This is a genomic window from Acidobacteriota bacterium (genome assembly GCA_016713675.1).
Classification (GTDB): Bacteria; Acidobacteriota; Blastocatellia; order Pyrinomonadales; family Pyrinomonadaceae; genus OLB17.
Genome location: JADJOS010000001.1, coordinates 2,344,042 through 2,362,820, shown reverse-complemented (window position 1 = coordinate 2,362,820; position 18,779 = coordinate 2,344,042). Strand labels below are relative to the sequence as shown.

Genomic DNA, 18,779 nt, shown 5'->3' with positions numbered 1-18,779 from the left:
GGACGCGATTTGCGCCGCTTCGTGAGGCACTTTCACTGCTTCGTATCAAACTTTTCGGCCTTCGTACTCGATCTGTACCGCTTCGGACTCAAATTCTTTGGTCTACGACCGGTTGGGTACCTTGGTTACTTTTGGTTCAACTGGAGAGCCGTCCAGCTTCACAAGAATTGTGAAGCCACCCGTGGCCTTGTCGGAACACCCAATTTCAATGCACGTGAAATGAATCTCGTAATACCACTTCTTACGATCCGCCTGATGAAGATTTACAAAATCGACATCCCAGCCTTTCGTCTTTTTGATGAGTTTCTTGAGTTGAGCCTTCGCTATGTCTACTGCACGGACAATGGGAAGCGGCGGTTCGCCGTCAGATACATTCCATGAAGGGGTATCTTTGATAGCGTCTGTATTCAGTTCGTAACGGTACTCCTTTCCATCAAATTGGAAAGACGAACTCATCGAAAATCCGCGCAAGCCATCGGGAAACTCGCTATTAGCTTGCGCCAGGACAAATGATGTCGCAAAAAGACAGACCAGAATTGTCAGGATTGATTGGAATCTCATAGCTTTTTACCCCACACTTCACTCAACGCGGAACTGGACGACAAACTTACCCTTTACCATTTCCAGTGCACCCGTACTTGACCTCGCCGGCTTTGGTGACGTTGTACCAGAATTTTTGCATGTCCCAGGCGGCGGTGGGGCAGCGTTCCGCGCAGAGGCCGGAGTGGAGGCAGACCTCTTCGTCTTTGGACATGATGCGGCCGGTTTTGAGGCCGTCGGCGACGGAGATGTCTTGCCGTCCAAACATGCCGGAATTATACCTCAATTTGGCTATTTCAGGACAACTTTCAACGCCTGGCCGGTGAAGGACTTTTTGACTTTGGCGACCTCTTCGGGCGTGCCTGTGGCGACGACTTTGCCGCCGCCGGAGCCGCCTTCGGGGCCGAGGTCGATGATGTAATCGGCGGATTTGATGACGTCGAGGTTGTGTTCGATGACGATGACGGTGTTGCCGGTGTCGACGAGCTTTTGCAGGACCTCGAGCAGTTTGTGAACGTCGGCGAAGTGGAGGCCGGTCGTGGGTTCGTCGAGGATGTAGATGGTCTTTCCGGTCGCTCGTTTGCTCAATTCTTTGGCGAGTTTGATGCGTTGGGCCTCGCCGCCCGAGAGCGTGGTCGAAGACTGGCCGACCTTGATGTAGCCGAGGCCGACATCGAGCAGGGTTTGCAGCTTCTGTTTAATTGAAGGGATGTTTTCGAGCAGCGGCAGAGCGTCTTCGATGGTGGTGTCGAGGAGGTCGGCGATCGAGAGGCCTTTGAATTTGACGGCGAGCGTTTCGCGATTGTACCGGTGGCCGCGGCACACGTCGCAGGTGACGTACACGTCGGGCAGGAAGTTCATCTCGATGCGTTTCATGCCGCCGCCCTCGCACGCCTCGCAGCGTCCGCCTTTGACGTTAAACGAAAACCTGCCGGATTTATAGCCGCGAGTGCGAGATTCCGGAAGCATCGCGTACAACTCGCGAAGTGGCGTGAACAGCCCCGTAAACGTCGCCGGATTAGATCGCGGCGTGCGGCCGATCGGCTTTTGATCGATCTCGATGATCTTGTCCACGAGATCGAGGCCTTCGATCGAGTCGTGTTCGAGAGCTTCTCCCCCGACGGTAGATTTGTAAACGTGTTTGTAGAGTGCTGGATAGAGTATCTCTTCGACGAGCGTCGATTTGCCCGAGCCGGACACACCTGTCACAACAGTTAATAGCCCAAGCGGAAACTCGGCGTCGATGTTCTTGAGATTATAGCCTCGCGCTCCTAGGACCTTGATGCGTTTACCGTTCGGCAGGCGGCGAACGTCGGGAACGTCGATCTTTAGTTCCCCGCTCATGTATCGGCCGGTCATGGAGGTCTTGTTCTTCTTGATCTCCGCGGGCGTTCCGGTCGCGATGACCTCGCCACCGTGGGTTCCGGCGAGCGGGCCGAGATCGATGACGTAATCTGCGTGCTCAATTGTCTCTTCGTCATGCTCGACGACGAGAACCGTATTTCCAAGATCGCGAAGCGTATGCAATGTCTCCAGAAGCCGCTGATTATCACGAGGATGCAGCCCGATGCTTGGTTCGTCCAGAACATATAAAACACCGCGAAGCTGCGAACCGATCTGCGTCGCGAGCCTAATTCTCTGCCCTTCGCCGCCCGAAAGCGACGCCGACGAACGCGACAACGTCAGATATCCGAGGCCCACGGCATCGAGAAAACTCAAACGGTCGCGGATCTCTTTGAGGATCAATCCAGCGATCTTTTCATCGCGTGGACTGAGCTTAATGTCGGCAAATCGCTTTACAGAATCGGTGATCGGCTGCTCGGTGTAATCGGCGATGCCGAGGCCGTTGACCTTTACCGCAAGGCTTTCGGGCTGCAATCTCTGGCCGTGGCACAACGGACAGGGCATTGGGGCGATCAGCTCTTCGAGAGCGGCTTTTATCTTTTCAGACGGCGGATTTTCGATGCGTTCACGCATCGCACGCATCGCTCCGCTCCATTCGCGTTCGAATTTGTAATCTCCGTGACGAAACGTTAATCGCCGCTTCGTCCCGTAAAAGAACGCATCGCGTATCTCCTTTGGCAGCTCAGCGAAATCGGTGTCGAGGAATTGTTGAACGATGTCCGTCGTCTCACCATCGCGGTCACGCATTTTGCGTCCACGTTTCGCCGCAACAGCTTTGGATTTGGCTTTTTCCTCAACGACTTTCGGCGGTTCGAGCTTATCGCCGAAGGTAAACTTCTCGATGATCGCGAGCAAAGCGGATTGCAGAAACGTCGCACCCGCTTTATCGACACCGTTTAGAAAATTGACTTTCCCCGCCGGAACATCTTCGTCCGGCACTATCTTAGCGGCGTCGATCTCCATCACGGTTCCGATGCCCTGACAGCGTTTACACGCACCAAATGCGGAGTTGAACGAGAACGACCGCGGCTCGAGCGTCGCGATATTGATGCCGCAATCGACGCACGCCATCTTTTCGCTGTACAGCTTTTCGTCGCCGTCAATTATCGAAACGAGAACCGCTCCGCCCGTGAGTTTCAGTGCGGTTTTCACCGATTCGGACAGCCGTTCGCGAACGCCTTCCTTCATCAGCAGCCGATCGACGACGACCTCGATAGTGTGGTTTTTGCGCTTATCAAGGATGATCTCTTCATCCAGTTGGCGAAGTTCGCCGTCGATACGTGCCCGGTTAAAATCCTTTGAGAGCTTTTCGAGTTCCTTCTTAAATTCACCCTTGCGACCTCTCACGATAGGCGCAAGTATCATCACGCGTTCGCCTTCCGGATGATCGAGGATGCCAGCGACGATCTGGTCGAGCGATTGCCGCGTGATCGGAGCGTCGCATTGATGGCAATGCGGCTGCCCAATGGACGAGAACAGCAGCCGCATAAAATCGTAGATCTCAGTCACAGTTCCGACCGTCGAACGCGGGCTGCGCGAAACTGTTTTCTGTTCGATCGAGATCGCAGGGCTTAGGCCCTCTACCGAATCGACATCGGGCTTCTCTAGTTGATCTAGAAATTGACGAGCGTACGCCGACAACGATTCGACATACCGTCGCTGGCCTTCGGCATATATCGTGTCGAACGCCAGCGACGATTTGCCGCTTCCGGACAGCCCCGTGATCACGACAAATTTATCGCGCGGAATATCGACATCGATGTTCTTGAGGTTATGCTGGCGTGCCCCGCGGACACTAATTTGCTTGATACTCATCTAAGTGGCAAATTCGGCGCTTAGTCGAAACGAGTATTATAGCAGTCGCTAGGCAAACTTGAGAACTGCCCATAGTGAGATCGAGGCAATAATGATCCAGAGGATCGTACCCAGAAGAAACGGGCGGACTCCGACCTTTTTGAGCATCGCGACCGAGATACTGAGGCCGATCAGAAATAGCGTGACGGCGAATCCCGCTTTTGCGAGGTTGACGATGGCGTCAAATATGCTCGGCTGAATGATGACCGGAGCGAATGTCCGAATTGCGGCGGCTCCGACAAAAAGGAAGATGAACCACGGCACAGTTATCTTTGCCTTTGCGTCTTTTTCGCGAAACATGAACGCAAGGGCGAGGGCGAGAGGTGCGATGAATAGGGCCCGTGCCAGTTTAACGGTAGCGGCTACCGCGAGTGCGGCGGCCCCGTACGCGGACGATGCACCGACAACCGAACTCGTGTCCTGTATAGCCACTGCGCACCAAAGCCCAAACTGTTCCTGCGACATCCCTATCGAATGTCCGATAAACGGAAACGCGAACAGTGCGACGGCATTCAGGACGAATATCGTGCCAAGCGAGACGGACATCTCGTCATTCTCAGCCTTGATCGCCGGCCCGACAGCGGCGATGGCCGATCCGCCGCAAATTGCCGTGCCGACCGTGATCAATGTCGTGATACGCTTAGGCGTCGCGAGCAGTTTCCCAAACACGAACCCAAGTACCAACGCGCCGAAGACCACCGCCAGAATAAAAAGTATTCCACTCTGACCTGCTTTGACGATCGCCCCGAGATTCATCCCGAATCCAAGCATTACGACCGATGCCTGCAGCAAATACGTTGTCGGCTTGCCTTCGAGCTTCGGAAAAGGATTACCGAGCGTCAACGCAATCGCCAGGCCAAGCGTCAACGCCAAAAATGGCGAGCCCCACGGCGAAAGGACGAAGATCAGGACAAGAAAGAATAGGATCTTTGCGATGATCATACGAAGTGAACGAGTATAAAAGGAAAAAGGTGAAAAAGAAACTTGCCGCTTCCATTCACCTTTTCGATCAAACCCTAGGTGCTATTTCACCGCAATATTCCAAATACTTTTTTGAGAAGCGATGTCGTACGGCCTAGGGGGTCTTTGCGGATCTTCTTTTCTTCGTCGGCAATGAGGAGAAAAAGACCATCGAGGGCTTTTTGGGTGACGTAGCCGTCAAGGTCGGTGGCGTCTTTGCCCAGGAATTGGGCAGCGAAACCGGCTTTGCCGATCATAGCTTTGTATTTTTGTGTAACGCCGGTCTTGGCGGTGAACTCTTCGACTATCGGGCGAAACTTTTCACGCAGGGTCTCCTCGGAGGTGCGTCGAAAGAATTGCGTGGCTGAGTCTTGCTCTTTCGAGAACAAGATCTGCCGGGCGTCATCGAACGTCATCTTCCTGATCGAATCGACAAACACATCGACCGCGACGGGAACCGCTTTTTCAGCAGCTCGATTCATCGAAAGGACAAATTCATCAACGGCCCTTCCTTGACCGGCGACCCGAACGATCTTTTCGACCTTTTGCAGCGATTTGGGAAGCGGAATTTTAACGCGGACATTCTTAAAAAATCCGTCTTCTTTTCCAAGCGACTTGATCGCCGACCCGACGCCTTTAGACAAAGCCTCTTTGAGCCCGCCGGATATCTCGTTGTCGGAAACGTTCTTATTATTCTGCGCCGCAACGCTGAGCGTAAACGCCGCCATTACAAGTATTGCTGCGAGAATTTTCAACATTTTATTACCTTTGACCCATTTACTTTTGAATTACTTCGCCTTGCCTTGATTTGCTACGGCTTCTTGAGCCGCTTTGATCGCTTCGGCATCGCCGAGGTAGTAGCTTTTTATTGGCTTGAGATCGGCATCGAGTTCGTAGACAAGCGGCACGCCGGTCGGGATGTTTAGGTTGACGATCTCGTCGTCCGCGATGCCGTCCAGATATTTGACGAGAGCCCGCAAACTGTTGCCGTGAGCGGCGACTATCAAACGCTTGCCGCTTTTCACTTTTGGTGCGATCTCATTTTCCCAATACGGCACTACACGTTCAACCGTATCTTTAAGACATTCGGTCGCAGGAAACGGCCGAACGCCCGCATATCGCGGATCGTCACCCAAATAACGCTCGTCCGATGCGTCCAACTCAGGCGGCGGAATGTCATAGCTGCGGCGCCAGATCTTGACCTGTTCATCGCCATACTTTGCGGCCGTCTCTGCCTTGTCGAGTCCCTGCAAACCGCCATAATGCCGCTCGTTGAGTAACCACGATGTGGTCTGCGGCAGCCACATCAGATCCATCTCATCGAGGATCGTCCACAGCGTCCGAATGGCCCGTTTAAGCACCGACGTGTAGGCTTCGTCGAATGTAAATCCTTCGGCACGCAGCAATTCACCGGCTGCCTTTGCCTCAGATCTTCCCTTTTCGCTCAGGTCAACGTCGTACCAACCCGTAAACCGATTTTCCTTATTCCATTGGCTCTCGCCGTGACGAATCAAAACAATTCTGTACATAAATTTACTTTTTCAACTCTGTGATTTTTATTGATTTCACCAATCCCTCGAACTCAGCCGACAAATCGTTAACCGCAGGTTCGTCAACGAAACTAACCTGAAAAAAATAAGTATCGCGAGGAATCATATATGTCCGACTACGAACACGGTGCTTCGCCCCGCTCTGCGTCGTTATTGAAAACTCGGAGATGTGATAAACGGAAGCAACGTCCCCTATCCGTATTTCTGAGGGCTCGACAATATACTTTTGCTCACTGAATTCCTTAGCGATTCGTCTAAGTGCCGCCTCGGCTGCGGGCTTGAATGCCCGAAAAGTGATAGGCTCCGTCGTCTTCAACTTCAACACGCGGGCTTCGATCTTTGGGTTCATACCGTTGAACGAATCTGGCTTATACCGGACATATCCAAACAAGAGATGCTTGCCTTGATTCTGTTCCAAGAAGCGATTAAGGGAGCCCTCACTCATTTCGAGCCTCTTAAGACCGGCCGCAATCTCTTCTTTTCCAATTGAAAACCATCGCTCAGGTTGATTCATCACGAAACCGAATGGATTCGCCGGGATTAGGTCTTGCGAGACCACATTGGCCGCCGACAAGAGAAGTAGAAATAGTGAAAAGAACGCTCGCAACATTAATTTACGAATTCAACCGCTGTCCTACTTTAATTCGGAGCATCGAACTGTGTCAAAAGAATTTTCCGCACATCTCCAACCAAGTACAACGATCCCGTAACCAAAATGATCCCATCCTCAGGCGTCACCGTTTCTGCGATCGTCAACGCTTTCTCGACATTATCGGTCGCGAAGATGTTCGATCGGGAGATCTCAGACGGAATCTGCTCAAGCAATTCGTGATAGGTCAATGATCGCGAATTTTCCGGTTCGGTCAAGACGATCCTTTCCGCCAGCGGAAATAAGATCGACGCGATCTCAGCGATCTCTTTGTCACGCATTGCTCCGAAGACGATCGTTAGCGGCCGTTTTTCAAATTTCCTCAGATAATCGCCAAGTGCCTTTGCTCCGCCAACGTTATGTGCTCCGTCAAATAAATATTTGCCTGCATACTCAAGCCGTCCGGGATGCCTGGCGTTTTCAAGGCCCGCGACGATTGCTTCGTCACTGATATCAAAATGATCACGCAACGTGTGGGCAGCCAGTATCGCGACCTCGGCATTCTCGACCTGATGCTCGCCGAGCAGGCCAAGTCGCGGCAGGCCAAAGCCTTGTCCCAAAAACTCGGCGGTTGTCCGCTCCTTCGCCCCAACGGCCTTGCATCGATCGCGTATCACCTTCATCGCCACCCGCGACTGCTCGCAAACAACAACCTTAGAACCCGCGTGAATAATTGCGGCCTTTTCCGTAGCTATCGACTTAAGATCATTGCCAAGATATTCCTGATGATCGAGATCGATCCGAGTGATGGCCGCGATCTCCGCATTCGCTGCGGTCGTCGCGTCGAGCCGGCCGCCGAGCCCGGTTTCTAGGATGGCGAGTTCTACCTTTGCTTCGGAAAACGTAACGAGAGCTATCGCCGTCATTTGTTCAAAGAAGGTAGGCCGGTATTCGAGAGCGCCGTCGGCGAGTAGTTTCTCCGCAGTCTCGCGAACGACAGTTGCCAACCGAGCAAATTCGTCCTCACTTATATCCACACCATCAACCTTCACTCGCTCGGTGATCGAAACCAGATGCGGCGATGTATAAAGCCCCGTCCGAACACCGGCCTCGCGGCAGATCGAATCCAAAAACGCACAAACCGACCCCTTCCCGTTCGTCCCGGCGACCTGTACCTTCAGATATTCTTCGTGGGGTTTTCCGAGTGCGTCGAGCAGTGTACGGATGTTCTCGAGACCAAGCTTCATTGCAGAAACTTCGTTGCCGAGCGAAAGAAGATAATTTTGTGATTCTTCAAACGTCATGGACGTTTACGAGGCGATGCTCTTATTCATCATGAAATCCAGCATCCGAACGATGGTGTCTTTCATTTCGCGGCGGTCGACAACGATGTCGATCATGCCGTGTTCGAGGAGGAATTCGCTGCGTTGAAAGCCTTTGGGAAGCTTTTGGCGTATGGTTTGTTCGATGACGCGCGGGCCGGCAAAGCCGATGAGGGCCTTTGGTTCGGCGAGGATGACGTCGCCGAGCATCGCGAAACTCGCGGTTACACCGCCGGTTGTCGGGTCTGTCAGGACTGAGATGAATGGTAAACGCTCATCGTGGAGCCGGGCGAGTGCAGCAGAGATCTTGCCCATTTGCATCAGGCTGAGCGTGCCTTCCTGCATACGGGCTCCGCCCGAGGCTGCAAAAATAATGACCGCTCCGCGTTGGTCAACAGCATATTCGATCAATCTCGTGATCTTTTCGCCGACTGCCGAGCCCATCGAACCGCCGATGAACGACATGTCCATCGCACCTACGAACGTCAGATGCCCTCCTACCATTCCTTTGCCGGAGATTATTGCTTCCGGGAGACCTGACAATTCTTTGGCCTGTACGATTCGGTCTTTGTATGCTTTTGAGTCGGTAAAATTGAGCGGGTCGCCCGACGTCACTTCCTCGTCGAGCTTTTCGTATCGTCCATCGTCAAACAGATCTTTTAAGCGTCCTTCGGCCGGGTAGCGAAAATGATAATCGCAATGAGTGCAGACCTCGCTCGACTCTTTCAGTTCGCGCTTGTACAGAGCGTTGTCACACTCGGGGCATTTGACGAAAATGCCTTCGGTCCTGACGGTACGCTCTTCGTCCTCTTCCGGGCCTTCGATCTTCGGTTTGTCTCGGCGAAACCATGACATAATTAATACAATTTAACGAAAAATTAAGGTTAGCACACGGCCAATCGCAAGCAAAAGAGGTGCATCAGAATCCGTTGGTATGGATGCCCGTACTGTGCTAAATTTTAGGCAGTTCATTCAGGCCCATCACGTTGAGGATTATTTTTATGCGTTCACTTTTATTGTTCTTGCTGTTGACGGTCCCCGTGCTCTCAGCGAATGCGGCGATCAAAACATGGACCGGTGCCGGCGCTGATGCAAACTGGGGCACGAGTGCTAACTGGTCGCCGGCCGGTTCGCCCGTCGCGAATGACGATCTCGTCTTCCCTGCCGCCGCGCCGCAGCAATCCAACAATAACAACACTACGCTCTTCACGACGTATCGTTCGATCACCATCGAGGGCGGAACATACACGATCGGCGGCAATCCGCTTCGTTTGACCAGTGGGATCACGGTCAACTCCGGCACGCAAACACTAAACACCGCGATCACGCTCAGCGGCGCCCAGACTTTTACTTCCGCAAACGCCGCAACCGCTACGATCGTGATCTTGTCGGTCGGCCGCAACACCTTGACGATCGACGGCACCGGGGCACTCGGCATAGGCTTACTCTCGGGCAGCGGGAGAATTGTAAAGGCGGGAACCGGAGCAAGTTTGATCGCCGCGGCAACCGGATATAGCGGAGAAATAAACGTCAACGGCGGCATTTTGGTCAACGACGCTTCAACACCGTCGTCCTACGTCCTTATCAATACCGGAAACGCAAACCCGAATCCAAATTTGCCCAGCGGTTTTGGCGGAACGGGATCGGTCGGGATCGTTGACGTTTTTGTCGGTGCGATCAGCGCCGGAACACTCACTTCGCCGACCGGCGTTTTGAACATTAATGGAATTCTGCACATATATCCCGCCGGAACCTATGTTTGCAAGATCGCCGGGAGTTTACCCGGAGCGAACGGACACGATCAACTGAATGTTACCGGAACCGTGAACCTGGACAGCTCGACATTGATACCTTTGCCGTTCAACAATTTTCGCCCGGCGATCGGCGAGAGCCTCGTGATCATTCGCAATGACGGAACTGATGCTGTCATCGGCACGTTTCGCAATCTACCTGAGGGCGGTGTATTCTCGGGTGCACTGAACACCGCATACCAGATCACATATCAAGGCGGTGACGGTAATGACGTTGCCATCAAACGGATACCCAGGTCGCCGTTCGATTTTGACGCCGATGGCAAAACTGACGTTTCTACGGTCGATCAGCAAACTGCAACTTGGGACATAGATCAGAGCACCTCCGGACCACGCTCTGTCCAATTGGGTTTGCCCACTGACAAGATCGTTCCCGCCGACTACGACGGCGACAACAAAGCCGACATTGCCGTTTTCAGGAATGGCAGTTGGTTAGTGCTCGGCAGCATTTCAACGACCGTTGTGACAACTGCTTTTGGTTCACCGGGCGATATTCCGATCCCAAATGACTTCGACGGAGACGGACGTGCGGATTTTGCGGTATTTCGGCCATCGACCGGTATTTGGTATCAACTTCGATCGCTGGGAAATCAGTTCTACGCACAGCAATTTGGTGCGAATGGCGACATCCCGCAAATGGCGGACATTGACGGCGACGGACTCGGTGACCTGGCGGTCTACCGCCCGACCGGCGGCGAATGGCATTTCTGGCAAAGCGCCACCAACAGCTATCTCGCGTTTCCGTTCGGAATTTCGACCGACAAACCGGTCATCGCTGATTACGACGGTGATGGCAGATCAGATGTCGCGGTATTTCGAGGGACAGACGACTCGAACCTTCCGGATTTTTACATTTTGCTGACGAATGGCGGTGTTTATTACGGCTTGTCGTGGGGAATTACCGGCGACATTCCGGTCGTTGGTGACTACGACGGTGACGGCCGGGCCGATATCGGGATCTATCGCCCGGGCACAAATTTTTGGTACATACTTGGCTCGACTACCGGGCTCTCACAGCAGCAATGGGGAAATGGCCAAGTAAAGCCTATCCCAAGCGCGTACGTGCCTTAGGCTAGGATCTTTAACATTTGCGAATGGATCAGTCCGTTCGAAGCGCATATCGGCGGGGCGTAAATGCTGAACGGTGAACCGTCATAGTAGCTGACCTGGCCGCCGGCCTCTTCGATCAGCAACAGCCCGGCCGCTACGTCCCAGGCGTGGAGGCCTTCTTCCCAAAATCCGTCAAATCGTCCGCAGGCGACATATGCCATATCGATCGCCGCCGATCCGTCACGCCGGACCCCGCGTGACGACAGCAGCATCTCTGTCAGATGTCGTGCAAAATCCTCACGCTGTTTAATGTCATAAGGAAAGCCCGTGACGATCAGCGCATCACCGATTTTCTCGCAGCTCGACACCCTGATAGGTTTGTTATTGAGACTTGCCCCGCGGCCGCGTTCTGCGGCAAATAGCTCGTTTCGAGTCGGATCATACGTTACGCCGATCACGATCTCGCCGTTGTGTTCGAGGGCGAGCGTGACGCAAAACATGGATACCCGTGAGCGTAATTGGTCGTCCCGTCGAGCGGATCGATCACCCATTTCCACGTTGTGTCACCGCCAATGACAACTGCATCCCCCGATTCCTCAGCCAATATCGAATGCTTCGGATAATACGATTTGATCCGCTCGATGATCAGGGCCTCGCTGGCGAGGTCGGCCTCGGTCACGAGATTGATGTCGCCCTTTTTCTGCACCGCGATGCCGCGGTCAAATTTCTCGAGCAATAGGTGGCCGGCTTCTCGGGCCGTCTCAATAGCAAAATTTAGCATGGCGTATAGCAATAAGCGATAAGCAATTAGCGGTCCATTCTGACCTTTCGAATTAGTGAGGATAGCATTCGTTTGATCTCAATGACGTTTTCGAGGAGTTCGCGATACGTGACCTCGTCAACAATTTTTAAATCGAAAGCCAAAAGCAAATGATAGTCAACCTCGTTAACTGAACCGAACGCGATTTGCAGAAATCGTTGAAAGTCTCCATCGCTATCACGTCCACACCCTTCGGCGATATTGGCAGATATCGAAGAACTCGCTCGCCGAATTTGACTTGTCAAACCGAATAGCTCTTCCTTGGGGAAAGAGCGCGTAATTTCGTAAATCCGCAAAGTCAAACCATGAGATTTATGCCAAACACTCAAAGTCCGGAAATCCTTCATCGGCATAGATTATGTGCTCGACTCTTCGCTTATCGCGTATCGCTAATTGCTTGTCGCCTAGCCCTTCGTTCCGCGACGGCGAGGAACTCACGCACTTGTTCGTCCCAAAACGGCCACGTATGTCCGCCCGGATGCTCGCGATATTCGTGCGGGACTTTCTTTTCGTTCAACAAGGCAAGATATTCGCGGTTATTCTGGATGAGAAAATCCTCGGTCCCGCATGACTGATATATATACGGCAGAGCTTTGAGCCTATCAGGAGTCAGTTCACGGATCATCCGGAAGATATCATTGGACTTACGTGAATCGCCGTCCTCGGCTCCCATGATAACGTCAATTCCCTTGCCGATATTGCCGGCGGTTTTCTCAGTGAACGAGGGAGCTCCCAACGCCCCGCTGAACGAACCGACGAACGAAAACATCTCAGGGTATTTCAGCCCGAACTTCAAAGCACCATAGCCGCCCATCGATAGCCCGGCGACCATTCGATGATCGCGTTCAGCAAGTGTTCGATATTTTGCATCTATCTCGGGAATCAATTCCTTGACGATGTAGCTTTCGTATTTATCGTTGGCGGCCGTAACGCTGTCCGAGTACCAACCATTGTCGCCTTCGGGTGTGACGATGATGAAATCATGCTTTGCGGCGTACGCTACGAGACCGGTCTTGTCGATCCAATTGCTGTAGTGTCCGGTAAGCCCGTGCAACAAAAGAACGACTGGAAATCGTAGAGATGTTTGTTTTGGATCTGCATAACCCGTCGGCAATATGACGCGATACGGCATCTCACGAGCCATCATTTTGCTCTTTAGCTTTTCTTCGCTAAATCCGGTTTTGGCCGCCGACTGACCTATCGCCGCACACGCGAGCATTAGGACCAACCATACGATCCCAAAATATCTGCGTCTATCTGCGTTCATTTCTGGCTAATTCCTCCGGGCCTACCCAAATATCTTGCCAAAAAATCCGCCGCCTTTTTCGTTTTCCGTGATCTGAGCTAATTCACCGGGATCAAGCCACGCACCCGTGCATTTATTGCAAACGTCGATCTTGATCGATTCAAAATCGGTCTCGACCAGCGTACCGTCGCATTTCGGACATTTCAGCTCGGTCGCGACCGAAGTCTCTTCTGACATCTTCGCCTTCATCTTGGCGATCAGTTCCTGTTCTTTCTTGTAAAAATACTCATTCTCAAGGGCGTCGCCCCGCTTCTCCAGATCCATTGCCATAAATTCTCCTTGCTTTATTAGAAACTAATAATTAAGAGTGAAAACTATGGATCGAACTTATCCACAACTTTTCACTATCAACTTGTTCACTGTTAGCTTTTCACTAACTTTCAGTCTTATGAATAGAACGCACACGCTGTCGCGCCTTTTTCGAGCGGCGGATCGTGTTGCGGCGTTTAAGGCTGCTTTCAGCCCAATCGGAAACCTGTTTGAGCGGATGCCACTCAAAACTCTCGAGCGGTAATACCTCGCTCGAAGCGTCGCGCAATTTCAGCGTACTGAAAGCGACAAAGATGATCAACGCGTTGAAGAACGCACCCGATAAAACAACGAACCAGCCCGGCGCCAGCCCGACCGTCGCCCGTGAAAAGAAAATATCCCAAAAGATCTTGCGGTCCGCCTCGGTCGCTGTTGGAATGGGTGATGGATGTATATATACCTTCAGCGTCCACGACAATGCGAGCAGCACAAAGATCCACAGATAATTCGAACGCAGCCGCCGTCCGACCGCTTCCCATTCGCTGATCGTAAAATGCGGCGAGATCAGATCGGACGAGATATGCTCGGCCCACTCTTTGTCCGGAGCGACGGTCCGCTGCGACAGCATCGGGGCAAAATAGCCTGTTTCTAGAACACGCACGCGATTGGCCCAAACCTCGTAATAGCGGTATCGCCTTGCCTCCATGAACAGGAAGATCGAAACAAGCAGCGTATTGATCGGTATCGCAAAATGCGGATTGTCCGGCGAGCTAAAAACGAACGACAGCGTCGCACCGGCCGTGATCACGGCCCAGTTCGTCGTAGCATCAAGCCGTCCCCGCCAGATATTCGAACGCTGTATCTCGCCGCGGTAAAAATGCACCATCGCCGTGTTGAATTCGGCAGGTGCCAGCTTTTGGGCGATGGCTTCGGGTGTTGCTTTTGGTTTTTGGCTGCGCTTTTTTACTTCATCGGCGAAGGCGCGGAACGACGCCGGCACATTCGTGATGTGTATGTCGTCATCGACCAATTGGGTTCCGGATCGAACCTCGTCGTTCATAGCGTAATGTGCAGTTATGCTCTCGAAGGGGGCAAAAGCGTCAACATTATGTTTAACATTTTAGGTGTTCAGATGCAAGATTATCTCTGTTTCGCTACACTCAATTGCGATGAACGAACAAGATGAGAATTGGATGTACCGAGCGATCGGCATGGCCCGCGACGCAGCGAAGATGGGCGAAGTTCCGGTCGGTGCCATCATTATCGACGAAAACGGCGGAATTCTCGCAGCGGCGTCGAACCGCACGATCAAGAATATCGATCCGACCGCACATGCTGAGATCCTCGCCTTGCGGATCGCCGCGACCCGCATCGGCAACTATCGCCTTACCGGCACGACCGTCTATTCCACCATCGAACCCTGCGCGATGTGCGCGGGAGCCCTAGTAAATGCCCGCGTTGCCCGCCTCGTCTATGGAGCCGCAGACGAACGCTTCGGTGCCGTCGAATCAAAGTTCCGCGTTTGCGACAGCCCCGATCTAAACCACCGGATCGAGATAACCTCCGGCGTCCTCGCCGAAAACTGCCGCCGCCTAATGCAGGAATTCTTCCAGGCAAGGCGCAAGAGTTGATCACCGCGAAATAGACTAAAAGAGTGAAAGAAACTTCTTCTATTTTGTGTTTTTTTGGTGTCTTTTCGCGGTTAAACCTTTCTCTTCTTACCTAGCAACTTGAAATACCACCAACCAAACCTTTAGAATGGAACGTTCGCGGAGAGGTGCGAGAGTGGTTGAATCGGGCAGTCTCGAAAATTGTTGAGCCTTAACGGGTTCCGTGGGTTCGAATCCCACCCTCTCCGCCATTTGATATTTGAACGATCTTATTTTTGTTAGATGTAGCAGTTCTCGAAGTTTGAGAAAACCACAGGAGGAACGACTATGCCTTTACCAAAAAGATTGACCGCTGAGTTTCTTGGAACGCTCTGGCTCGTACTGGGTGGATGCGGAGCTGCCGTACTGGCTGCCGGCATCCCGAGCGTCGGCATCGGATACGCCGGTGTCTCGCTGGCATTCGGTTTGACCGTACTGACCGGTGCTTATGCCCTGGGGCATATATCCGGCGGGCATTTCAATCCGGCTGTTTCGTTCGGCCTCTGGGCCGGAAAACGGTTTGACGGTAAAGATCTGCTGCCGTACATAATTGCTCAGGTTCTGGGTGCGATCGCTGCAGCCGGGATCTTGTACCTGATCGCAAGCGGTAAGGCGGGTTTTAGCCTCAGCGGCGGATTTGCTTCGAACGGCTACGAGAGCCATTCGCCTACGCAGTATTCGATCGTTGCCGCGTTTGTTGCAGAGGTGGTGTTGACGTTCTTTTTTCTGATCGTCATTCTCGGCTCGACGCATCGAAAGGCTCCTGCAGGTTTTGCACCGATCGCCATCGGCCTTTGTCTGACGCTGATCCACCTGATCTCGATACCGGTGACAAACACGTCGGTCAATCCGGCCCGCAGCACGGGACCTGCGATCTTTGTCGCTATTTACAGCGATCCGTGGGCATTAAAACAGCTCTGGCTGTTTTGGGTCGCACCGATCCTGGGAGCATTGCTTGCCGGATTCTCGTACGGTTGGCTGGTCGGTGACGACGTAGCCGAGTCTGCAGAAGTGACCGAGGTCATAGTCGAAGAGATCATCGTCGAAGAAGAATAAAATAGAGTTCAAACGTAAAGTTTGCTCGTGGATATTTATCAATTCAATTTTCGGAAAGGTGCAAGAGCGGTTGAATTGGCTACATTGGAAATGTAGTGAACCTCAAAAGGGTTCCGTGGGTTCGAATCCCACCCTTTCCGCCAGATCGATTTTGGATTGGGGATTTTCGATTTTGGAGGCAAAAGAATGACCTGGTCATCTTGAAAATCCAAAATCCAAAATCTGAGATCCAAAATCCATATGGCCTCAGGCCCCGCACAATGATTGATCGTGAACTCCGCTAGGCGAGGAATCGAGCAACGGTAGCGAAACCAATTGTGTGTTGCGGTCAAGTCTGAGGCCGCCATTTTCTAGTCAAACCGCGAGCCGGAGTTTCAACCTCCGGCTCTTTCTGCGTCTCCACACAAGTATATTCTCACTAAGTGAGGTAACACACCGACACATCCATTCGCAGCGTTTAAACTCTGATTATAACTGTACAAACGCTTTGTGCTGCTATTGATTCACACACTTGCGCCGCTTCGGTAACTTAAGGACTAACAATGAAATACATAATGACTCGACTCGGACGCGGTCTAACGCGTTACCTCGGTTTTGGACTGGTATGCATCGCTTTCGGTGCGATCGGCGTTCACGCTGCCAGTTTGACCGTCAACACCACTGCGGACGCCGGCCCCGGCAGTCTTCGCCAGGCGATGCTCGACGCGACCGTCAACACCGAGGCAAACATTGTTACGTTCGCCGTACCGACGACCGATCCGGGATTCAATGCGGGCACGAATATGTTCACGATCTCGCTGCTCAGTCCGCTGCCCGACATTCCGCTTGCCGCGATGACCATCAATAATCTTCAATCTCAGGGAATTACTGTCAATGCCAACAACAGCTTTCGTGTCTTCACGCTCGTCAACAGCGCGGTCCTCACGATAAACAACCTGACGATCGCGGGAGGCTTTAGCTCGACCCTCGGCGGCGGTATTTTCATGGGCAACAGCGGCACTCTGACGCTCAACGGCTGCACCTTGCGGAATAACACCGCTTCGGCAAGCGGCGGCGGCATTTATATGGCGAATAGCGGCACGGTCACGCTCATCAATTCGACCATCCGGAACAACGCGGCCATCAATGGCGGTGCCGTCTATGTATTTGACAGCGGGACGATAAACGTCACCAACAGTACGATCAATGCCAATATCGCCAACAACGGCGGCAGCGGCGGCGGCATATATATCGGGACGAGCGGCACTATCAACGCGACGAACAGCACGTTCGACGGCAACTCGGCGTCGTTAAATGGCGGCGGCATTTACAGTACTTCAACGGCGGCGACGGCAACTCTGATCAACACCACCATCACGGGCAATACCGCAGCCAACGGCGGCGGATTTTACAACAGTGCGACCGCGACCCTGACCAACAACCTTATAGCTCTGAACACCGCATTTGACGGAAATGACGTCGTTGGCCGTGCCAGCCTCGGCCAAGGCATCACCGGCAGCTACAACCTGATCGGCAATGCCGACGGCAGCGAATGGACCGGTGCGAACAACCAGCTCGGCACGACCCAAAACCCTATCGACCCGCGTATCGGCGCCCTCAGAAACAACGGCGGGCCAACTGAAACGCGTGCGGTATTGACCCGCAGCCCTGCGATCGACCAAGGCAACAGCCCGACGGTTGCGAACGATCAGCGTGGTTCAATACGTCCCTACGACAACCTTTTTATTCAGAACGCTCCGGCGGGCAACGGCTCTGACATTGGTGCATTTGAACGCTCGTTCTCGCCGACGCCTTTCGATTTTGATGCCGACGGCAAAGCTGACCTTTCGATCTTTCGGCCATCTGCCGGCGAATGGTGGTTTCAGAAAAGCAGCGATGGCGGCAATTCGACCGTTAAATTCGGCACGGCGACTGACAAGCTCGTGCCTGCCGATTTTACTGCCGACGGCAAGACCGACGCCGCATTTTGGCGTCCGTCGACTGGCGAATGGTTCATTCTCCGCAGTGAGGACAACAGCTATTTCGCAACTCCGTTCGGCACCAATGGCGACGTTCCCGTACCTGCTGATTTTGATGGTGATGGAAAAGCCGACGTTGCGGTATTCCGTCCGTCCAATTCGACTTGGTACATCAACAGATCGTCCGGCGGCACGACCTTCGTGACATTCGGCACGAATGGCGACATACCGGTCACCGCTGATTATGACGGCGATTTCAAGTCTGACATCGCGGTCTACCGGCCTTCGTCGGGGCAGTGGTGGATACTGAACAGCTCGAATGGCAGTGTTAACGCTAACCAATTCGGAACGAGCACGGACAAGCCCATTAAGGGCGATTTCACCGGCGACGGCAAGGCTGACATCGCATTCTGGCGTCCGGCAACCGGCGAGTGGTTCGTTTTGAGGAGTGAAGGCCAGGGCTACTACGCTTTCCCGTTCGGCATTTCGACCGATTTGCCCGTTCCGGCCGACTACGATGGCGACGGCAAATTTGATGCTGCCATTTTCCGTCCTTCGACATCAACCTGGTTCGTCCAACGATCGACGGCAGGCACATTGATCCAACCCTTCGGCCAGAGCGGAGATATACCTGTTCCGAATGTCTACGTCCCGTAGTTCA

16 protein-coding genes, 2 tRNA genes, 1 other RNA gene and 2 pseudogenes are annotated in these 18,779 nt (G+C 53.1%); 7 read left to right on the top strand and 14 right to left on the bottom strand.

What is annotated here, in order from left to right; genetic code table 11:
- Positions 1-102: 102 nt before the first annotated feature.
- From IPK01_10775 to IPK01_10735, 9 genes and pseudogenes are all read right to left on the bottom strand, one after another.
- Positions 103-561 (bottom strand): hypothetical protein, encoded by a 459-nt coding sequence (locus tag IPK01_10775; GenBank protein ID MBK7933962.1) that lies wholly within the window; start codon positions 559-561, stop codon positions 103-105.
- A 46-nt stretch (positions 562-607) separates the two neighbouring features.
- Positions 608-796 (bottom strand): annotated as a pseudogene (locus tag IPK01_10770) (hypothetical protein).
- Between the two features lie 35 nt (positions 797-831).
- Entirely contained in the window at positions 832-3,759 is a 2,928-nt protein-coding gene (gene uvrA / locus IPK01_10765) for an excinuclease ABC subunit UvrA (protein MBK7933961.1), read from the bottom strand.
- 48 nt (positions 3,760-3,807) lie between these two features.
- Complete coding sequence (locus IPK01_10760; GenBank protein ID MBK7933960.1) at positions 3,808-4,740, bottom strand: putative sulfate exporter family transporter; 933 nt, start codon at positions 4,738-4,740, stop codon at positions 3,808-3,810.
- An 86-nt stretch (positions 4,741-4,826) separates the two neighbouring features.
- A complete protein-coding gene (locus IPK01_10755) occupies positions 4,827-5,516 on the bottom strand; it encodes a DUF4197 domain-containing protein (GenBank protein MBK7933959.1) in 690 nt (229 codons plus the stop codon).
- A gap of 30 nt (positions 5,517-5,546) precedes the next feature.
- Positions 5,547-6,287 carry a 2,3-diphosphoglycerate-dependent phosphoglycerate mutase gene (gpmA, locus tag IPK01_10750; GenBank protein MBK7933958.1) on the bottom strand — a complete coding sequence of 247 codons (741 nt, stop codon included), beginning with the start codon at positions 6,285-6,287 and terminating at the stop codon, positions 5,547-5,549.
- 4 nt (positions 6,288-6,291) lie between these two features.
- A complete protein-coding gene (locus IPK01_10745; protein MBK7933957.1) occupies positions 6,292-6,822 on the bottom strand; it encodes a hypothetical protein in 531 nt (176 codons plus the stop codon).
- 125 nt (positions 6,823-6,947) lie between these two features.
- Positions 6,948-8,201 carry a bifunctional folylpolyglutamate synthase/dihydrofolate synthase gene (locus tag IPK01_10740; protein ID MBK7933956.1) on the bottom strand — a complete coding sequence of 418 codons (1,254 nt, stop codon included), beginning with the start codon at positions 8,199-8,201 and terminating at the stop codon, positions 6,948-6,950.
- 6 nt (positions 8,202-8,207) lie between these two features.
- The gene (locus IPK01_10735; GenBank protein MBK7933955.1) at positions 8,208-9,074 is read right to left on the bottom strand and encodes an acetyl-CoA carboxylase carboxyltransferase subunit beta; all 867 of its coding nucleotides are present in this window, start codon (positions 9,072-9,074) and stop codon (positions 8,208-8,210) included.
- Positions 9,075-9,220: 146 nt separating this feature from the next.
- Between IPK01_10735 and IPK01_10730 the strand changes: the two genes are divergently transcribed.
- A complete protein-coding gene (locus IPK01_10730; GenBank protein MBK7933954.1) occupies positions 9,221-11,101 on the top strand; it encodes a VCBS repeat-containing protein in 1,881 nt (626 codons plus the stop codon).
- Here the strand turns inward: IPK01_10730 and IPK01_10725 are convergent.
- The 5 genes and pseudogenes from IPK01_10725 to IPK01_10705 form a co-directional block, all read right to left on the bottom strand.
- A pseudogene (locus IPK01_10725) lies at positions 11,098-11,861 on the bottom strand (inositol monophosphatase). The gene IPK01_10730 and the pseudogene IPK01_10725 sit on opposite strands and share 4 nt — an antisense overlap.
- 26 nt (positions 11,862-11,887) lie before the next feature.
- A complete protein-coding gene (locus IPK01_10720; protein MBK7933953.1) occupies positions 11,888-12,247 on the bottom strand; it encodes a four helix bundle protein in 360 nt (119 codons plus the stop codon).
- A gap of 29 nt (positions 12,248-12,276) precedes the next feature.
- On the bottom strand, positions 12,277-13,167 hold the full coding sequence (locus tag IPK01_10715; GenBank protein MBK7933952.1) for an esterase family protein: 891 nt from the start codon (positions 13,165-13,167) through the stop codon (positions 12,277-12,279).
- Positions 13,168-13,188: 21 nt separating this feature from the next.
- The gene (locus IPK01_10710; GenBank protein MBK7933951.1) at positions 13,189-13,476 is read right to left on the bottom strand and encodes a zf-TFIIB domain-containing protein; all 288 of its coding nucleotides are present in this window, start codon (positions 13,474-13,476) and stop codon (positions 13,189-13,191) included.
- A 103-nt stretch (positions 13,477-13,579) separates the two neighbouring features.
- A complete protein-coding gene (locus IPK01_10705; GenBank protein ID MBK7933950.1) occupies positions 13,580-14,515 on the bottom strand; it encodes a DUF2270 domain-containing protein in 936 nt (311 codons plus the stop codon).
- Positions 14,516-14,624: 109 nt separating this feature from the next.
- Here IPK01_10705 and IPK01_10700 point away from each other — a divergent pair, with 109 nt between their 5' ends.
- The 6 genes from IPK01_10700 (at position 14,625) to IPK01_10675 (ending at position 18,775) form a co-directional block, all read left to right on the top strand.
- Entirely contained in the window at positions 14,625-15,086 is a 462-nt protein-coding gene (locus IPK01_10700) for a nucleoside deaminase (protein ID MBK7933949.1), read from the top strand.
- A gap of 140 nt (positions 15,087-15,226) precedes the next feature.
- Positions 15,227-15,316 (top strand) — tRNA-Ser (locus tag IPK01_10695).
- Positions 15,317-15,392: 76 nt separating this feature from the next.
- Positions 15,393-16,160: an aquaporin Z gene (aqpZ, locus tag IPK01_10690; GenBank protein ID MBK7933948.1), complete on the top strand. Its 768-nt coding sequence runs from the start codon at positions 15,393-15,395 to the stop codon at positions 16,158-16,160.
- Between the two features lie 52 nt (positions 16,161-16,212).
- Positions 16,213-16,303 (top strand) — tRNA-Ser (locus IPK01_10685).
- 101 nt (positions 16,304-16,404) lie between these two features.
- Positions 16,405-16,503: signal recognition particle sRNA small type (gene ffs, locus IPK01_10680), an RNA gene on the top strand.
- A gap of 199 nt (positions 16,504-16,702) precedes the next feature.
- Positions 16,703-18,775, top strand: a complete 2,073-nt coding sequence (locus IPK01_10675; GenBank protein ID MBK7933947.1) for a VCBS repeat-containing protein — start codon at positions 16,703-16,705, stop codon at positions 18,773-18,775.
- Positions 18,776-18,779 lie beyond the last annotated feature (4 nt).

Bases quoted from the DNA above. Each gene is read 5' to 3' on its own strand.
- IPK01_10775 (MBK7933962.1), bottom strand. From the start codon at position 561: ATGAGATTCCAATCAATCCTGACAATTCTGGTCTGTCTTTTTGCGACA.
- uvrA (MBK7933961.1), bottom strand. From the start codon at position 3,759: ATGAGTATCAAGCAAATTAGTGTCCGCGGGGCACGCCAGCATAACCTC.
- IPK01_10760 (MBK7933960.1), bottom strand. From the start codon at position 4,740: ATGATCATCGCAAAGATCCTATTCTTTCTTGTCCTGATCTTCGTCCTT.
- IPK01_10755 (MBK7933959.1), bottom strand. From the start codon at position 5,516: ATGTTGAAAATTCTCGCAGCAATACTTGTAATGGCGGCGTTTACGCTC.
- gpmA (MBK7933958.1), bottom strand. From the start codon at position 6,287: ATGTACAGAATTGTTTTGATTCGTCACGGCGAGAGCCAATGGAATAAG.
- IPK01_10745 (MBK7933957.1), bottom strand. From the start codon at position 6,822: ATGAATCAACCTGAGCGATGGTTTTCAATTGGAAAAGAAGAGATTGCG.
- IPK01_10740 (MBK7933956.1), bottom strand. From the start codon at position 8,201: ATGACGTTTGAAGAATCACAAAATTATCTTCTTTCGCTCGGCAACGAA.
- IPK01_10735 (MBK7933955.1), bottom strand. From the start codon at position 9,074: ATGTCATGGTTTCGCCGAGACAAACCGAAGATCGAAGGCCCGGAAGAG.
- IPK01_10730 (MBK7933954.1), top strand. From the start codon at position 9,221: ATGCGTTCACTTTTATTGTTCTTGCTGTTGACGGTCCCCGTGCTCTCA.
- IPK01_10720 (MBK7933953.1), bottom strand. From the start codon at position 12,247: ATGAAGGATTTCCGGACTTTGAGTGTTTGGCATAAATCTCATGGTTTG.
- IPK01_10715 (MBK7933952.1), bottom strand. From the start codon at position 13,167: ATGAACGCAGATAGACGCAGATATTTTGGGATCGTATGGTTGGTCCTA.
- IPK01_10710 (MBK7933951.1), bottom strand. From the start codon at position 13,476: ATGGCAATGGATCTGGAGAAGCGGGGCGACGCCCTTGAGAATGAGTAT.
- IPK01_10705 (MBK7933950.1), bottom strand. From the start codon at position 14,515: ATGAACGACGAGGTTCGATCCGGAACCCAATTGGTCGATGACGACATA.
- IPK01_10700 (MBK7933949.1), top strand. From the start codon at position 14,625: ATGAACGAACAAGATGAGAATTGGATGTACCGAGCGATCGGCATGGCC.
- aqpZ (MBK7933948.1), top strand. From the start codon at position 15,393: ATGCCTTTACCAAAAAGATTGACCGCTGAGTTTCTTGGAACGCTCTGG.
- IPK01_10675 (MBK7933947.1), top strand. From the start codon at position 16,703: ATGAAATACATAATGACTCGACTCGGACGCGGTCTAACGCGTTACCTC.